General features: G+C 58.8%; 14 protein-coding genes. 10 read left to right on the forward strand and 4 right to left on the reverse strand.

The annotated features are described in order from the left end of the window. The first annotated feature begins 34 nt into the window (after nucleotides 1–34). The 7 genes from ACR0C5_RS06910 (at nucleotide 35) to ACR0C5_RS06940 (ending at nucleotide 8,146) form a co-directional block, all read left to right on the forward strand. On the forward strand, nucleotides 35–928 hold the full coding sequence (locus ACR0C5_RS06910; protein WP_480875520.1) for an N-acetylmuramic acid 6-phosphate etherase: 894 nt from the start codon (nucleotides 35–37) through the stop codon (nucleotides 926–928). A gap of 17 nt (nucleotides 929–945) precedes the next feature. Next, the gene (locus ACR0C5_RS06915; RefSeq protein WP_480503253.1) at nucleotides 946–2,199 is read left to right on the forward strand and encodes an ABC transporter substrate-binding protein; all 1,254 of its coding nucleotides are present in this window, start codon (nucleotides 946–948) and stop codon (nucleotides 2,197–2,199) included. Nucleotides 2,200–2,265: 66 nt separating this feature from the next. Next, on the forward strand, nucleotides 2,266–3,180 hold the full coding sequence (locus ACR0C5_RS06920) for a carbohydrate ABC transporter permease (RefSeq protein ID WP_170352415.1): 915 nt from the start codon (nucleotides 2,266–2,268) through the stop codon (nucleotides 3,178–3,180). 10 nt (nucleotides 3,181–3,190) lie between these two features. Beyond that, the gene (locus ACR0C5_RS06925; protein ID WP_170352414.1) at nucleotides 3,191–4,030 is read left to right on the forward strand and encodes a carbohydrate ABC transporter permease; all 840 of its coding nucleotides are present in this window, start codon (nucleotides 3,191–3,193) and stop codon (nucleotides 4,028–4,030) included. Continuing rightward, on the forward strand, nucleotides 4,027–5,061 hold the full coding sequence (locus ACR0C5_RS06930) for a Gfo/Idh/MocA family protein (RefSeq protein WP_480875524.1): 1,035 nt from the start codon (nucleotides 4,027–4,029) through the stop codon (nucleotides 5,059–5,061). Before ACR0C5_RS06925 ends, ACR0C5_RS06930 begins: the two co-directional genes overlap by 4 nt. Continuing rightward, on the forward strand, nucleotides 5,058–6,050 hold the full coding sequence (locus ACR0C5_RS06935; protein WP_170783917.1) for an ABC transporter ATP-binding protein: 993 nt from the start codon (nucleotides 5,058–5,060) through the stop codon (nucleotides 6,048–6,050). Before ACR0C5_RS06930 ends, ACR0C5_RS06935 begins: the two co-directional genes overlap by 4 nt. 206 nt (nucleotides 6,051–6,256) lie before the next feature. Continuing rightward, nucleotides 6,257–8,146, forward strand: a complete 1,890-nt coding sequence (locus ACR0C5_RS06940) for a PhoX family protein (RefSeq protein ID WP_480875526.1) — start codon at nucleotides 6,257–6,259, stop codon at nucleotides 8,144–8,146. 48 nt (nucleotides 8,147–8,194) lie between these two features. On the opposite strand, the gene ACR0C5_RS06945 is transcribed toward ACR0C5_RS06940, so the two are convergent. After that, complete coding sequence (locus ACR0C5_RS06945; RefSeq protein WP_170783913.1) at nucleotides 8,195–8,761, reverse strand: tetratricopeptide repeat protein; 567 nt, start codon at nucleotides 8,759–8,761, stop codon at nucleotides 8,195–8,197. A 135-nt stretch (nucleotides 8,762–8,896) separates the two neighbouring features. Here ACR0C5_RS06945 and ACR0C5_RS06950 point away from each other — a divergent pair, with 135 nt between their 5' ends. After that, nucleotides 8,897–9,640 (forward strand): rhomboid family intramembrane serine protease, encoded by a 744-nt coding sequence (locus ACR0C5_RS06950; RefSeq protein ID WP_480875529.1) that lies wholly within the window; start codon nucleotides 8,897–8,899, stop codon nucleotides 9,638–9,640. A 105-nt stretch (nucleotides 9,641–9,745) separates the two neighbouring features. Here ACR0C5_RS06950 and ACR0C5_RS06955 read toward each other — a convergent pair whose 3' ends face one another. Then, nucleotides 9,746–10,531, reverse strand: a complete 786-nt coding sequence (locus ACR0C5_RS06955) for an inositol monophosphatase family protein (protein WP_480875532.1) — start codon at nucleotides 10,529–10,531, stop codon at nucleotides 9,746–9,748. Nucleotides 10,532–10,627: 96 nt separating this feature from the next. Beyond that, nucleotides 10,628–11,533, reverse strand: coding sequence for a LysR family transcriptional regulator (locus tag ACR0C5_RS06960; RefSeq protein ID WP_480875534.1), 906 nt, complete (start codon nucleotides 11,531–11,533; stop codon nucleotides 10,628–10,630). A 93-nt stretch (nucleotides 11,534–11,626) separates the two neighbouring features. On the opposite strand from ACR0C5_RS06960, the gene metF reads away from it, so the two are divergent. Further along, nucleotides 11,627–12,493 (forward strand): methylenetetrahydrofolate reductase [NAD(P)H], encoded by an 867-nt coding sequence (metF, locus tag ACR0C5_RS06965; protein ID WP_170769821.1) that lies wholly within the window; start codon nucleotides 11,627–11,629, stop codon nucleotides 12,491–12,493. Between the two features lie 156 nt (nucleotides 12,494–12,649). Further along, nucleotides 12,650–13,303, forward strand: a complete 654-nt coding sequence (locus ACR0C5_RS06970) for a J domain-containing protein (protein WP_480875537.1) — start codon at nucleotides 12,650–12,652, stop codon at nucleotides 13,301–13,303. Nucleotides 13,304–13,357: 54 nt separating this feature from the next. Here the strand turns inward: ACR0C5_RS06970 and ACR0C5_RS06975 are convergent, their stop codons facing one another. Next, nucleotides 13,358–13,876: a YHS domain-containing (seleno)protein gene (locus ACR0C5_RS06975; protein ID WP_170783904.1), complete on the reverse strand. Its 519-nt coding sequence runs from the start codon at nucleotides 13,874–13,876 to the stop codon at nucleotides 13,358–13,360. Between the last annotated feature and the right edge of the window lie 78 nt (nucleotides 13,877–13,954).

Consider the following 13,954-nt stretch of genomic DNA (forward strand, 5'->3'; position numbering starts at 1 on the left):
TAGGTATTGTAAAGGAACTGTAAGGGGGATTCTCTTGACGCTGCCGTCGACTGAACAACTGCACACTGATGCCGCACGACTTGACCCGAGCGATCTGGCAGGCTCCGCCCGCGCCTTGGCCGCCGGTCAAATCGCTGCGGCGCAGGCGGTTGAGGGGGCCGTCGACAGCATCGCGCAGGCTGCGCTGGCAATGGCAGAGACTTTGCGTACGGACGGGGTGCTGCACTATGTGGCGGCGGGCTCGTCAGGATTGATGGCCGCCGCAGATGCCCAAGAGCTGGGCGGCACGTTTTCGATCTCACCCTCGCGGTTGCGCATTCACATGGCAGGAGGCCTGCCCACCGGGGTTGAAATGCCCGGCGCAGCAGAAGACGCGGATGCGGGCCTTGCCGACGCGTTGCAAGACTTGCGCCCGCATGACATTGTCATCGCTGTGTCGGCCAGTGGATCGACACCCTACACCCTAATCGCCAGCACCATCGCACAGTCCAAAGGTGCCAAGGTGATCGGCATCGCCAACAATGCAGGCAGCCCCCTGCTGCTGAATGCGGACATCCCGATCCTGCTGGCCACGCCGCCGGAGTTGATCTCGGGCTCGACCCGCATGGGGGCTGGTACGGCGCAGAAGATAGCCCTGAACATGCTGTCATCCCTTATGGCGCTAAAGTTGGGGCATGTGCATGGCGGCATGATGGTCAACCTGCGCGCCGACAATGACAAGTTGCGCGCCCGCGCCGCAGGGATCGTAGCGCGTATTGCAAATGTAGACACCGCTGTCGCGCAATCCGCGCTGGACACAGCCAAGGGTGAGGTCAAACCAGCGATCCTGATCGCGGCGCTCGGCCTGTCATTGCCCGAGGCCATGACCCAACTGGGCAACTCGGGCGGAAACCTCAGCACCGTTCTTACAACAGATAACAACCGCTAACCAACTTGGAGACTGAAATGAAACACAAAAGCCTGAAACTGGCCCTGCTGGGCACAACCTTGGTGGCAACATCGGCCTTGGCCGAAGACGTGACGATCACCATCGAAAGCTGGCGCAACGATGACCTGACCCTGTGGCAAGACCAGATCATCCCTGCATTCGAGGCCGCCAACCCCGGCATCAAGGTCCAGTTCACCCCATCGGCGCCCGCCGAATACAACGCTGTTCTGAACTCGAAACTGGATGCGGGCTCGGCCGGTGATCTGATCACTTGTCGCCCCTTCGATGCTTCGCTGGCGTTGTATGAGGCAGGACACCTGACGGACCTTTCGGGCGTTGAAGCCATGAGCAATTTCTCGGACGTCGCCAAATCCGCGTGGCAGACCGATGACGGCGCGGTCAGCTTCTGCGTTCCGATGGCCTCGGTGATCCACGGCTTCATCTACAACAAGGACGCCTTCAACGAGCTAGGCATCGACGTGCCCACCACCGAGGATGAGTTCTTTGCCGCGCTGGACAAGATCAAGGAAGACGGCACCTATATCCCGATCGCGATGGGCACCAATGACCAGTGGGAAGCCGCCACAATGGGTTACAACAACATCGGCCCGAACTACTGGAAAGGTGAAGAAGGCCGTCAAGCGCTTATCAAAGGTGAGCAGAAGCTGACGGATGAGGCCTGGACCGCACCTTACGCAACACTGGCCCGTTGGGGCGAGTATATGGGCGACGGGTATGAGGCACAGACCTATCCCGACAGTCAGAACATCTTCACACTGGGCCGCGCGGCGATTTATCCCGCCGGATCGTGGGAAATCTCGGGCTTCAACACGCAAGCCGATTTCGAGATGGGCGCATTCAAGCCCCCGGTCCGCAACGCGGGCGATACTTGCTATATCTCGGACCACACCGATATCGGCATCGGCATGAACGCCGCGACCGAGAACCCCGAAGCAGCCGAAACCTTCTTGGCCTGGGTCGCAAGCCCCGAATTCGCGGAAATCTTTGGCAACGCCCTGCCCGGCTTCTTCCCGCTGTCCAGCACACCGGTTGAACTGCAGGACCCGCTGGCTAAGGAAATCGTCGGCTGGCGGGATGAGTGTGAATCGACCATCCGCTCGACCTATCAAATCCTGTCGCGCGGCACGCCGAACCTCGAGAATGAGACCTGGGGCGCATCGGTCGCCGCCATCAAGGGCGCCAAATCGCCCGAAGAACTGGGCGCCGAGTTGCAGGAAGGCCTAGCCTCCTGGTACGCGCCGCACCAGTAAACTGCCCCCTACTCGGGCGGCTCATCCCGCCCGAGTACCCCCTGACACCCCTTTGAAAGCTGACCCATGAACCGCCCCCGCTTCCGCTGGCATATCGTCGTGTTTCTGGCCCCTGCTGTGCTGGTCTATACGGCGGTGATGATCTTCCCGCTGTTCAACACGCTGCGGCTGGCGCTCTATTCCGAAGTGGATCAGAGCCGCGTGTTCGTGGGCTTGCAGAACTTTCAAACGCTGTTTTTCGATCCCATCTGGTCCGAGCAGTTCTGGAACGCTTTGGGCAACAACTTCTGGTTCTTCCTGATCCATATGCTTGTTCAAAACCCCATCGGGATCGCACTGGCAGCCCTGCTCAGCCACCCGCGCCTGCGGTTCTCGGCGCTCTATCGGTCGGCGATATTCATCCCAACGATCCTGAGCTTTGTGATCGTGGGCTTTGCATGGAAACTGATCCTGTCACCCATCTGGGGCATCGCGCCGTCGATGCTGGATGCCGTGGGCCTGAAATCCCTGTTTGCGCCGTGGCTGGGGAAAGAGGAATATGCGCTCACCACGCTGGCGCTGATCTCGGTCTGGCAATTTGTGGGCATCCCGATGATGCTGATCTATGCCGCCCTGCTGACCATCCCCGAGGAAATCCTTGAAGCCGGAGAGATCGACGGCATCACCGGGGCCTCGGCCTTCTGGAAGATCAAACTACCGCTGATCCTGCCCTCGATCGGGATCATCTCGATCCTGACTTTCGTGGGCAATTTCAACGCGTTCGACCTGATCTATGCCGCCCAAGGCGCGCTGGCGGGGCCGGATTTCTCGACCGATATCTTAGGCACCTTCATGTACCGCACCTTCTTTGGGTTCCAACTGCAATTGGGCGACCCGCATATGGGTTCCGCCATCGCCGGGGCCATGTTCGCGATCATCCTTGTGGGCGTCTGCATATACCTGTTCGGCATCCAGACCCGGATGCGCCGGTATCAACTGTGAGGGGCCAGCGATGAACAAAGCACGTCATAACCCGCTGAATACCGCCGCGATGCACGGGGCGCTGATCCTTTACACGCTGATCGCCCTGTTCCCGGTTTTTGTGATCATCATCAACAGCTTCAAATCCCGCCGCGCGATCTTCCGCGAGCCGCTGGCGCTACCGAATGCCGACAGTTTTTCCATGATCGGATATGAGACGGTAATGAAGCAGGGGGATTTCTTCCTCTACTTCCAGAACTCTATGATCGTCACCGTCGCATCGCTGTTTTTCATCCTGCTGTTCGGGGCCATGGCGGCCTATGCGCTGTCGGAATATCAGTTCAAGGGCAACCTGCTGATGGGGCTTTATCTGGCGCTGGGGATCATGATCCCGATACGCATCGGCACTGTGGCGATCCTTGAGATGATGGTGGCCACCGGGCTGGTGAACACGCTTTGGGCGCTGATCCTGGTTTACACCGCGCAAGGGCTGCCGTTGGCCGTGTTCATCCTGTCGGAGTTCATGCGACAGGTCAGTGATGATCTGAAAAACGCGGGCCGTATCGACGGGCTGTCGGAATATACGATCTTTTTCCGGCTGGTTCTGCCTCTGGTCAGGCCCGCGATGGCGACCGTGGCCGTGTTCAACATGATCCCGATCTGGAATGATCTGTGGTTCCCGCTGATCCTCGCCCCGGCTGAAGAAACCAAGACGCTCACGCTGGGCAGTCAGGTCTTTATCGGACAGTTCGTCACCGACTGGAACGCGGTTCTGTCGGCCCTGTCGATGGCGATCCTGCCAGTGCTGGTTCTGTATGTCATCTTCTCGCGCCAACTGATCCGCGGCATCACTTCGGGAGCTGTCAAATGACCAAAGTTCTGATCGCTGGCCTTGGCAATATGGGTCTCAGCCACGCGCTGGCTCATCACAACAACGCGGACGCGCAGATCGTGGGGCTGGTGAACCGCTCGGGCCACGTGGATCACCCCGAGCTGGGCCAATACCCCGCCTATTCGGATTTCCACACCGCGCTGGCCGAGACCAAACCCGATTTGGTGGTCGTCGCCACCTATTCCGACAGCCACGCCGATTTCGCCTGCGCCGCAATGGAGGCTGGCGCGCATGTGTTTGTCGAAAAGCCGCTGGCCACCAACGTGGCCGATGCACGGCGCGTGGTCGAAACCGCCACTCGCCTGAACCGCAAACTGGTCGTCGGATATATCCTGCGCCATCACCCCTCTTGGATGCGCCTGATTGCCGAGGCGCGGGACCTGGGCGGGCCGTATGTGTTCCGCCTGAACCTGAACCAGCAATCCTCAGGCGCTGAGTGGGAGACGCATAAGGCGCTGATGCAGACCACATCCCCCATCGTGGATTGTGGTGTGCATTATGTGGATGTGATGTGCCAGATCACCGATGCGCAGCCCGTCCGCGTGCATGGCATGGGCCTGCGCCTGTCCGATGAGATCGCCGACGACATGTATAATTACGGCCAGTTTCAGGTGATTTTCGAGGACGGCTCGGTCGGCTGGTACGAGGCCGGATGGGGCCCGATGATGTCCGAAACCGCATTTTTCGTGAAAGATATCGTCTCGCCCAACGGCTCGGTCTCGATCACCGACGGCAACAAAGGCGCGTCGGCGAATATCGATGGCCACACCAAGGTTGGTGGTCTACTGATCCACACGCCGGGCGGTGACCGTACGGTTGAGATGCCCGATGAGCCCGGCCATCAAGAGCTTTGTGACGCCGAGCAGGCGTATATGCTGCGCGCCATCGCAAACGATATCGACCTGACGCGCCACATGAATGACGCCGTCCAATCCCTCGCCATTTGTCTGGCCGCCGATGAAAGCATCCGCATTGGCCAGCCCGTTTCGCTTAAGGAGTCCGCAACATGACTGCTCTGACCTTGACCAATGTGAACAAATCCTTTGGCGAGGTGCATGTCCTCAAAGACATCTCGCTTGAGGTCGAAGAAGGCGAGTTTGTCGTTTTCGTCGGCCCCTCGGGCTGTGGCAAATCCACCCTGCTGCGGGTGATCGCAGGGTTGGAGGATGCGTCCTCGGGTGAGATCAATATCGACGGCCAGACCGTCAATCTTGTGCCGCCGTCGAAACGTGGCATCGCGATGGTATTCCAAAGCTATGCGCTCTATCCCCATCTGAACGTGCGCGGGAACATGACACTGGCGCTGAAACAGGAGAAGCAGCCCAAAGCGGTGATCGAGGAGCGCGTCGCCAGCGCCAGCCGGATGCTGAACCTTGAGGAATATCTGGACCGCTATCCATCTGAGCTGTCCGGCGGTCAGCGCCAACGCGTCGCCATCGGGCGGGCTATCGTGCGTGAGCCGAAACTGTTTCTGTTTGACGAGCCGCTCTCGAACCTCGACGCGGCGCTGCGGATGAACACACGTATTGAGATTGCAAACCTTCACCGGGCACTGGATGCCTCGATGATCTATGTCACCCACGACCAGACCGAGGCGATGACACTGGCCGACAAGATCGTAGTTCTGCGCGATGGCCGGGTGGAACAGATCGGCTCACCGATGGAGCTGTATAACAACCCCGCCAACCAGTTTGTTGCGGGATTCCTTGGATCTCCTTCGATGAACTTCCTGCCCGAAAGCCTGCTGGATCAGGGGTCAGACACCCTTGGTATTCGCCCCGAAGACCTGTTCCTATCTGACGACGGCCCACTGTCAGCGCAGGTCAGCCATGTCGAAAAGCTGGGCGGTGATACCAACGTCATTGCGACCGTTCAGAACCATTCGGTGACGGCGCGCTTGTTCGGGCAACACGCAATATCCGAAGGCCAAGACCTGCGTCTTGGGTTCGCGCCCGAAAAAGCGTATCGGTTCAATGCTGATGGGCAGCGGCTGCGCTAACCCAATCACGACGATGTGATCAATCCGCTTTGATGACTGAAAACCCTGCTTGCGTCTCGCAGACAGGGCTTTGGCGCGTTTCAGCGCATCAAAAATGAGTCTACTTTCAGGTCGAAATACAGCGGCTTTATTGGCGCTGTTAAGAACCTGTCACAAAGACCTCTTAAATGCCGTTCATCAACTTTCATTTTAGCCAGGAGCCATCCATGAAAGACGTCGACAACACCACACTTTCCGCAGACGACTGGGACGAGCTGCACTTCCCCCGCCCCGAGGAAAACGACTTTGACCGCGTGGTCGAAAGCGCCATTTCCCGCCGTGGTTTTCTGGCCGGTGTGGTGGCCTTTGGATCGGGCGCTGCCGCAATGGGCACAGGTCTGCTCAGCTCGACCTCGGCACAAGCCGCTGACGCGTCGCGCTTTGCCTTTACCCCGATCGCAGCCCAGACCGACGGCACCGTTCACGTCCCCGAAGGGTACGAATGGAAAGTCATGATGCGCTGGGGCGATCCGCTGTTCTCGGATGCCGACGGCTATGACATCGCCGATGGTGGTTCGGTCGAAAAATCCGACCGTATCTTTGGTGAGAACACTGACGGGATGGAAACGTTCTCGTTCCAGGGTCACGAACTGATCGCGATCAACCACGAATACCCCAACCGCAAGATCAACCTGCCGGCCGCTGCGGAAGGTGTTCCGGCAAACGCAGGTGATGTTCTGAAGCTGCAGAACATCCAAGGCGTGACAGTCATGGAAATCACCGAAGGCCCTGAGGGCTGGTCTGTTGTCAAAGACAGCCCCTTCAACCGCCGTATTCATCATAACACTCCGATGAAAATCGTTGGCCCCGCAGCCGGTCATGACCTGCTGAAAACCGAGGCTGATCCGACCGGCACCACCTCGTTGGGCACCATGAACAACTGTGGTGCGGGCAAGACGCCCTGGGGCACCTATCTGACCTGCGAAGAGAACTTCAATGGCTACTTCGGCTCGTCGGATGAAAATGCCGCCTATGACCAGAAGGTCTCGGACGGTATGGCGCGCTACGGTATCAAGGCCGAAAGCTGGAACGGTTACGAGTTCTTTGACCCGCGCTTTGACACCTCGAAGAACCCCAACGAGCCGCATCGCGCAGGCTGGATCGTCGAGATTGACCCAATCAAGCCTGACAGCACCCCTGTCAAACACACTGGTCTGGGTCGTTTCAAGCACGAGAACGCCGAAGTCACCCTGGCTGCCGACGGTCGCGTGGTTGTCTACATGGGCGACGATGAACGTGGTGAATACCTGTACAAGTTCGTCTCGAACGGCACCTATCAGCCCGGTGGTGAAACCGAGAGCCTGCTGAACGACGGCACGCTTTATGTCGCCAAGTTCAACGACGACATGAAGGGTGAATGGCTGGCTCTGACCCCGGAAACCACCGGAATGGACGATGCCGAGATTCGCATCTTTACCCGCATGGCCGCCTCCAAAGCGGGCGGCACCACCATGGACCGCCCCGAATGGGTCGCCTCCAGCCCGGTCGCGGTCGAGGCCTATTGCTGCCTGACCAACAACAAGAACCGCGGCGTCAAGCCAAACGCCGGTGGTGATGATACCTCGGTCAACGCGGCCAACCCGCGTGAAGCCAACAAGTATGGTCAGATCGTTCGCTGGCGTCCGGCCAATGACGACCACGCCGCCCAAGCGTTCGATTGGGACCTGTACGTCATGGCAGGCAACCCCACCGTGCATTCCGATGACCGCGCCGGTTCGCCCAACGTGAACGAGGGCAACCTGTTCAACTCGCCCGACGGTATGGTGATCGATTCGACCGGTCTGATCTGGATCCAGACAGACGGGAATGACGACAACGAGGAAGATTTCGCAGGCAACGGCAACAACCAGATGCTGGTTGGTGATCCCGTGACCGGTGAGATTGCACGCTTCATGACTGGCCCGAACGGCTGTGAGGTGACCGGTCTGGCGTGGTCCACAGACCTGCGGACCATGTTTGTCGGCATCCAGCACCCCGGCAGCAACTGGCCCGACGGCGGCACGCCGCGCTCGTCGGTCATTGCGATCAAACGCGCCGATAACGGTCTTGTCGGCTAAGTCCCAAGATCGAAAACCCCCGGCCTGTTTGGTCGGGGGTTTTGTATTTCAGATGTCTTGGCCTTGCGGTGCCAACGGCCCTCCGGGGTCCATCAAGTGGCGTTCAGAGAGCCACGGGTTCAGCTCCAGCGCCTGTTCCAAAGCCTCGCGAGCTTCGTCGATCCGCCCAAGCCCTAACAAAGTCAGTGCACGCCCACTGATTGCTGCCACATGATTGGGCGACAGTTCGATTGCCCGATCCAGATCCGGCAGAGCGGCCTGATAATCCCGGCCCAGAAAATAGGCGAAGGCGCGCTGGTTATATCCTTCGGCATAAGATGGGCAGTAATCTATCAGCGAGTTGAAGTCTTCGATTGCGCCCAGCAGATCGCTTTGACTACGACGTGTCATCCCCCTGTCCAGCGCGACTTGTGCCTTGCTATCCGGTGCATCTGTCCAAAACTCCCAAAGCTTGCCCGACAAAACCTGCGCGGCGCGCTCGGTCTCGGCCTGTTGAATTTGAGAGATAATCCCGGCCACCCCGTCCGAGTGATCCGGAGCGGCGGGACAGTCCTGTGAATGGGCAGCGATGGTGCCTGCGACCAGCACGACAAAAGCTGAGGCGATGTGTTTCATGTGTCTATGGTGACGCGCAGACAGGCTGCGTCAACCCTTGGGCTCGTTCAAGTCTTCGTCACACACCTCGCCACCATGCCGTATGCTGCGTAAACGTACCTTGACCTTGCCCGCCCGAAAGCCCAGCGTCGCGCCATGTTTCCGATCCGTGACCATAACCCCTCGGGGCGCTCCCCATACGTCGTCTATCTGCTGATGGCCGTGAACATTCTGATTTTCCTCAGCTATGTGGGCATCATGGATGATGCGCGGTTGCTCAACCGGCTTTATTTCGACTACGCGGTCATCCCGGCCCGGATCGAAGACGGGGTCGCGTATGAGACGCTGTTCACCTCAATGTTCCTTCACGGCGGCTGGATGCATCTGGCAGGGAACATGCTGTTCCTTTGGATATTCGGCGACAATCTGGAAGACGAGATGGGCCACCTGCCCTTTTTGCTTTTCTATACGATGGCCGGTATCGGAGCAGGCCTGATCCACGTCCTGACGGCCCCGGGATCAGTGGTGCCGACCATCGGGGCCTCTGGTGCAATCGCCGGGGTCATGGGGGGATACCTGTTGATGTTCCCTAAGGCCCGCGTGGATATTCTGCTGATCCTGATCGTCTATGTGCGGGTTTTCACCATCCCGGCCTTCGTCATGCTGGGGGTCTGGCTGGGGATGCAATTCCTGGGCAGCCTTGCCAGCAACCCGGACGAAGGCGGCGTTGCCTATTGGGCTCATACCGGCGGGTTCTTTGTCGGTCTGCTTTTGTGCATCCCGCTTTGGGCGCGGCGGGGCGGTACGCGGTATTGGAACCGAACACATGGCCACCCGCCGCACCCCGAGCATACATACAAACTGTCACAATCCCGCATCCCCCGAATCCCGCGCCGGTAGATGCATATCCTTGCACGACATTGGCGGCCTTGATCGCCTGTGCTGCCGACAACAAAAAAGCGCGCCTCGGACAGGGCGCGCTTGTTCGTCTCAGGGTTCTGCAAGTCAGCCCCGGATCACCTTCGAGAACTGGTCGAAGATCGGTTCATTCGAACAGATAACCTCGCCATCTTCCAAGACGCTACCTTCGGGGTTCAGACCCTGCACAAAGCCACCGGCTTCTTTCACGATGATGATACCAGCAGCCACGTCCCACGCGTTCAGGCGGCGTTCCCAGAAGCCCTCGTAACGACCTGCAGCCACATAGGCCATATCCAGCGCCGCAGCGCCCCAGCGGCGCACGCCTGCGCAAGTGGGCATGATCCGCGCCAGATCCTGAAGGGTCGCAGGCAAATCAGAACGTCCGCCAAAGGGCAAACCGGTCGAGAAAATGGACTCGATCATGCGGTGGCGGCCCGAAACGCGGATGCGGGTGTCGTTCATCCACGCGCCCTCACCTTTTTCGGCAAAGAACATCTCATCCTTGGCGGGGTCATAGATCACGCCGGCAACGATCTTGCCCTTGTGTTCCAGAGCGATAGAAATCGCCCAATGCGGCAGCCCGTGCAGGAAGTTGGTGGTGCCGTCCAGCGGGTCAACGATCCAGCGGCGTGTCGGGTCTTCACCCGCCTGCCCGCCGCCTTCTTCACCCAGCCAGCCATAGGTCGGGCGGGCACCCAGCAGTTCCTCTTTCAGGATGTTTTCAGCAGCAATATCGGCTTTGGAGACAAAGTCACCCGCGCCTTTCATCGAGACTTGCAGGTTCTCGACTTCACGAAAGTCCTTGACCAGAGACCGCCCCGCCTTGCGCGCGGCTTTGATCATGATGTTGAGGTTAGCACTGCCTACCATTGTCCCAAGGCTCCTGTTCGGTCAAACCGCGCGTATACTGATGCAATGCGCCCTTGCCAAGGGGCTTGATGCGCATAGCAGACCCGCGTTTCGCGCCTATTGCGATTGCAGCTTGCGCGCCTCGGTCCCGGCCAGATCGATCAGTTCCTGAACATAGGGTTTTTCAAGGTCTTCGGATCGCACCGCCGCATAGAGGCTGCGGGTGATCCCATCGCGGGTCAGCGGGCGGGTCACATAGTCCGAATTGTACTTAACCTCGCGCACCACCCAGTCGGGCAGCACCGAAATCCCCCGGTTCGAGGCGACCAGCAACAGGATGACCGCCGTCAGTTCCACCTGCCGAATAGCGGCCGGTTCCACCCGCGCCGGGATCAGCAATTGGCTGAACACATCCAGCCGAGTGCGCTCGACCGGATAGGTGATCAGGGTCTGGCCGCGAAAATCCTCGGCCTCGATGAACTCCTTCTGCGCCAATGGGTGGGCCGAGGCCGCAACAAACACCGCATCATAGTCGAAAAGCTTGATGAACTCGACCCCCGGTAGGTCTTCAGGGTCCGAGGACACAACCAGATCAACCTCTTCCTTTTGCAGCGCGGGCAGCGCGTCAAAAGCCAGACCGGGGCGGATATCGACATCCACATCGCCCCAGGATTTGCGAAAGGATTCCAGCACCGGGAAAAGCCATTCGAAACAGGCGTGGCACTCGATGGCGATATGCATCCGACCCGTGCGCCCATCGCGCAGCGAGGTGAACTCCTGCTGCGTCGCTTCGACCTGCGGCAGAATCTGTTCGGCCAGCCGCAACAGGCGCAGCCCCGCCGCAGACAGTTTCATCGGTTTGGAGCGGCGCAGGAACAATTCCACGCCGGCCTGATCCTCAAGACCTTTGATCTGATGGCTCAGCGCCGACTGAGTGATATTCAACTGATCCGCCGCGCGGGCCAACCCGCCGCACTCATGAATCGCCTTGATTGTGCGCAGGTGCCGAAATTCGATATGCATTCAATGGAGCTCATGTTGTTCTTGAGGAATATGAGTTTGTCTCACAATGCGTCACATGGCACAAGACCCACAACTGGAATATGCGAGGCCATGATGACCCAACCTGAGATTTCATTCGAGTTCTTCCCGCCCCAAACGCTCGAAGCTTCGTTCCGCCTTTGGGATACGGTTCAAACGCTCGCCCCACTTGAGCCCCGATTCGTCTCGGTCACCTACGGCGCAGGCGGCACAACACGTGAGCTGACTCGCGACGCGGTCGCCACCTTGCACAAATCATCCGGCCTGCCGGTTGCCGCGCACCTGACCTGTGTGGATGCCACGCGCGAAGAAACCCTGAAAATCGCCGATTCCTTTGCAAAAGCAGGCGTGCGGGACATCGTGGCCTTGCGCGGCGATCCCCCCAAAGGACAGGAAAAGTTCGTGCCTCACCCGGAAGGTTTTGCCAATTCGGTTGAGCTGATCAAGGCACTGGCTGACACTGGAAACTTCAACATCCGCGTGGGCGCCTATCCCGACATCCACCCCGAGGCCCAATGCGCCCGTACGGACATTGACTGGCTGAAAGCCAAGCTGGACGCGGGAGCCGACGAGGCGCTGACACAGTTCTTTTTCGAAGCCGAGACGTTCTTTCGCTTCCGCGATGCGTGCGCCAAGGCGGGCATCGATAAGCCCATCGTGCCGGGCATCCTGCCCATCGAAAACTGGAAGGGTGCGCGCAGTTTTGCCAAACGCTGCGGCACACGTATCCCTGCGTGGGTTGAACAGGCTTTTGACAAGGCGATCCGCGACGACCGCGAAGACTTGCTGGCAACCGCACTGTGCACCGAGCTCTGCTCGGATTTGATCGAGGGCGGTGTGGACAAGCTGCATTTCTACACGCTGAATCGCCCCGAATTGACTCGCGACGTTTGTTTCGCCTTGGGCATTACGCCTAAAGCCGATCTGCAAAACGTGGCCTGAGCGAAAAGTCGGCTCTCACAAGCACATTCACCAGAACAATCCCGCAGTGCATGGCGGGATTGTTCTACGTTTAGCCTCAAAAAACCATCAAATTTGACAAAAATGCGGCCATCCCAACACTAAGAGCACGTTGTTGTTTTAACGAGTGTTTTGGGTATGGAAGTTGTTGAAAAGATGAAGGCCCGCGCTGCGGCGCTGGCCGCCCTTGGCCTAGATCAGACCGCCGGTTCTGAGGATATCAGACAAGCGTGGCGCAACATTGCGTTCAATGTGCATTCCGATCGAACCAGGGGCGACAGCTCGGAATTTACCCGTGCGAAAGAAGCCTATGACCTGTTGCGGCTGGAAGGTTTGGTCAGCAAGGGCGCGCAGCCCGGCAAACCACGACGTCCGAAATTGCGCAAGCGGGTCATCTCGCTGGATATTACCGATATCGATGCCTGCCGGACGCTTTTGAACAAAGCGCTTCCGCAAAGTGCCGGCGGCGCAGACGAGACTTGCACCGCTGACCAGATTGGCGATTCCGATCACATCCCCGAGGCGGTCGGCTTTCATGGCCGTAACCTGACCTATTTCGTGTCCTCGCCCGTTCGGCAGGGGCAAAACCGGGTGGCTTTGCCTACTTCGGTTCTGGCTGGTGCACGCCGTACCGAAACCGAAGTGCTGAGCTTTCAGGCCAAGGAAACCGGCGGTGGTGAGGTTGTGGTGCCTGACACGATCCGCGATCGTAAATTCCCCGGCGCCAAAAGCGTGCGTATCCGTTTCGATGCTGACCAGCAGATGCGAGACGAATTCTGCCTGGCAAGCTAATCAAAACGAAAAAAGCCCGGCGAGTAACAGCCGGGCTTTTCTGTGAGTGGACCCTTAGTTCGAGATCGGGCCTTTCGAAGTGAATTTCGGAATGACTGCAGTCGATGCTTTCGCAGGCTCGATCCCCGGCCAGTTACCTTCAGCCAGGTTGATGTTGCCTGGAATGTCTTCTTCAAAGAACCCAACAACTACATCGGTGATGTTCAGGTACAGCTTGTCATCAACGATGCGCCACAGGTTCGGGTTTGCCGGAACCTTACCGCCGCGCGAAACACCATAGGCACAGTGCCCGTCATATTCCGGTGCGTAATAGGCGGGGTTTTCCAGAAACTTGTCGCGGTTCTCTTCAGTCGAGAACGCCCATGTCGCACCGTTATATTCTGCGGTGATGTCGGAACGGCCACGCACACCTTCTGGCTGGGACTGACCAACCGGGGCCTGATCCAGGCTGCGGTAGGCTACAACATCGTAACCCGATACAGCGAATCCGGTACCGTCTACATACTGATCACCGGCAAAAGCGGGAACAGCGAAAGCCAGGGTCGCTGCAACGGTTAGGGCAAAACGTTTCATATAGGTCGTCCTTTTGTCCTCAGGTTTAAGGGGCACCCGTGTTCCGGGTCTGCTCAGACAATAGGTGATTCCAGCCGA

The sequence above is a fragment of the Ruegeria sp. N8 genome (assembly GCF_056531325.1).

Coding starts and splice junctions, on each gene's coding strand:
- ACR0C5_RS06915 (WP_480503253.1), top strand. CDS start 946: ATGAAACACAAAAGCCTGAAACTGGCCCTGCTGGGCACAACCTTGGTG.
- ACR0C5_RS06920 (WP_170352415.1), top strand. CDS start 2,266: ATGAACCGCCCCCGCTTCCGCTGGCATATCGTCGTGTTTCTGGCCCCT.
- ACR0C5_RS06925 (WP_170352414.1), top strand. CDS start 3,191: ATGAACAAAGCACGTCATAACCCGCTGAATACCGCCGCGATGCACGGG.
- ACR0C5_RS06930 (WP_480875524.1), top strand. CDS start 4,027: ATGACCAAAGTTCTGATCGCTGGCCTTGGCAATATGGGTCTCAGCCAC.
- ACR0C5_RS06935 (WP_170783917.1), top strand. CDS start 5,058: ATGACTGCTCTGACCTTGACCAATGTGAACAAATCCTTTGGCGAGGTG.
- ACR0C5_RS06940 (WP_480875526.1), top strand. CDS start 6,257: ATGAAAGACGTCGACAACACCACACTTTCCGCAGACGACTGGGACGAG.
- ACR0C5_RS06945 (WP_170783913.1), bottom strand. CDS start 8,761: ATGAAACACATCGCCTCAGCTTTTGTCGTGCTGGTCGCAGGCACCATC.
- ACR0C5_RS06950 (WP_480875529.1), top strand. CDS start 8,897: ATGTTTCCGATCCGTGACCATAACCCCTCGGGGCGCTCCCCATACGTC.
- ACR0C5_RS06955 (WP_480875532.1), bottom strand. CDS start 10,531: ATGGTAGGCAGTGCTAACCTCAACATCATGATCAAAGCCGCGCGCAAG.
- ACR0C5_RS06960 (WP_480875534.1), bottom strand. CDS start 11,533: ATGCATATCGAATTTCGGCACCTGCGCACAATCAAGGCGATTCATGAG.
- metF (WP_170769821.1), top strand. CDS start 11,627: ATGACCCAACCTGAGATTTCATTCGAGTTCTTCCCGCCCCAAACGCTC.
- ACR0C5_RS06970 (WP_480875537.1), top strand. CDS start 12,650: ATGGAAGTTGTTGAAAAGATGAAGGCCCGCGCTGCGGCGCTGGCCGCC.
- ACR0C5_RS06975 (WP_170783904.1), bottom strand. CDS start 13,876: ATGAAACGTTTTGCCCTAACCGTTGCAGCGACCCTGGCTTTCGCTGTT.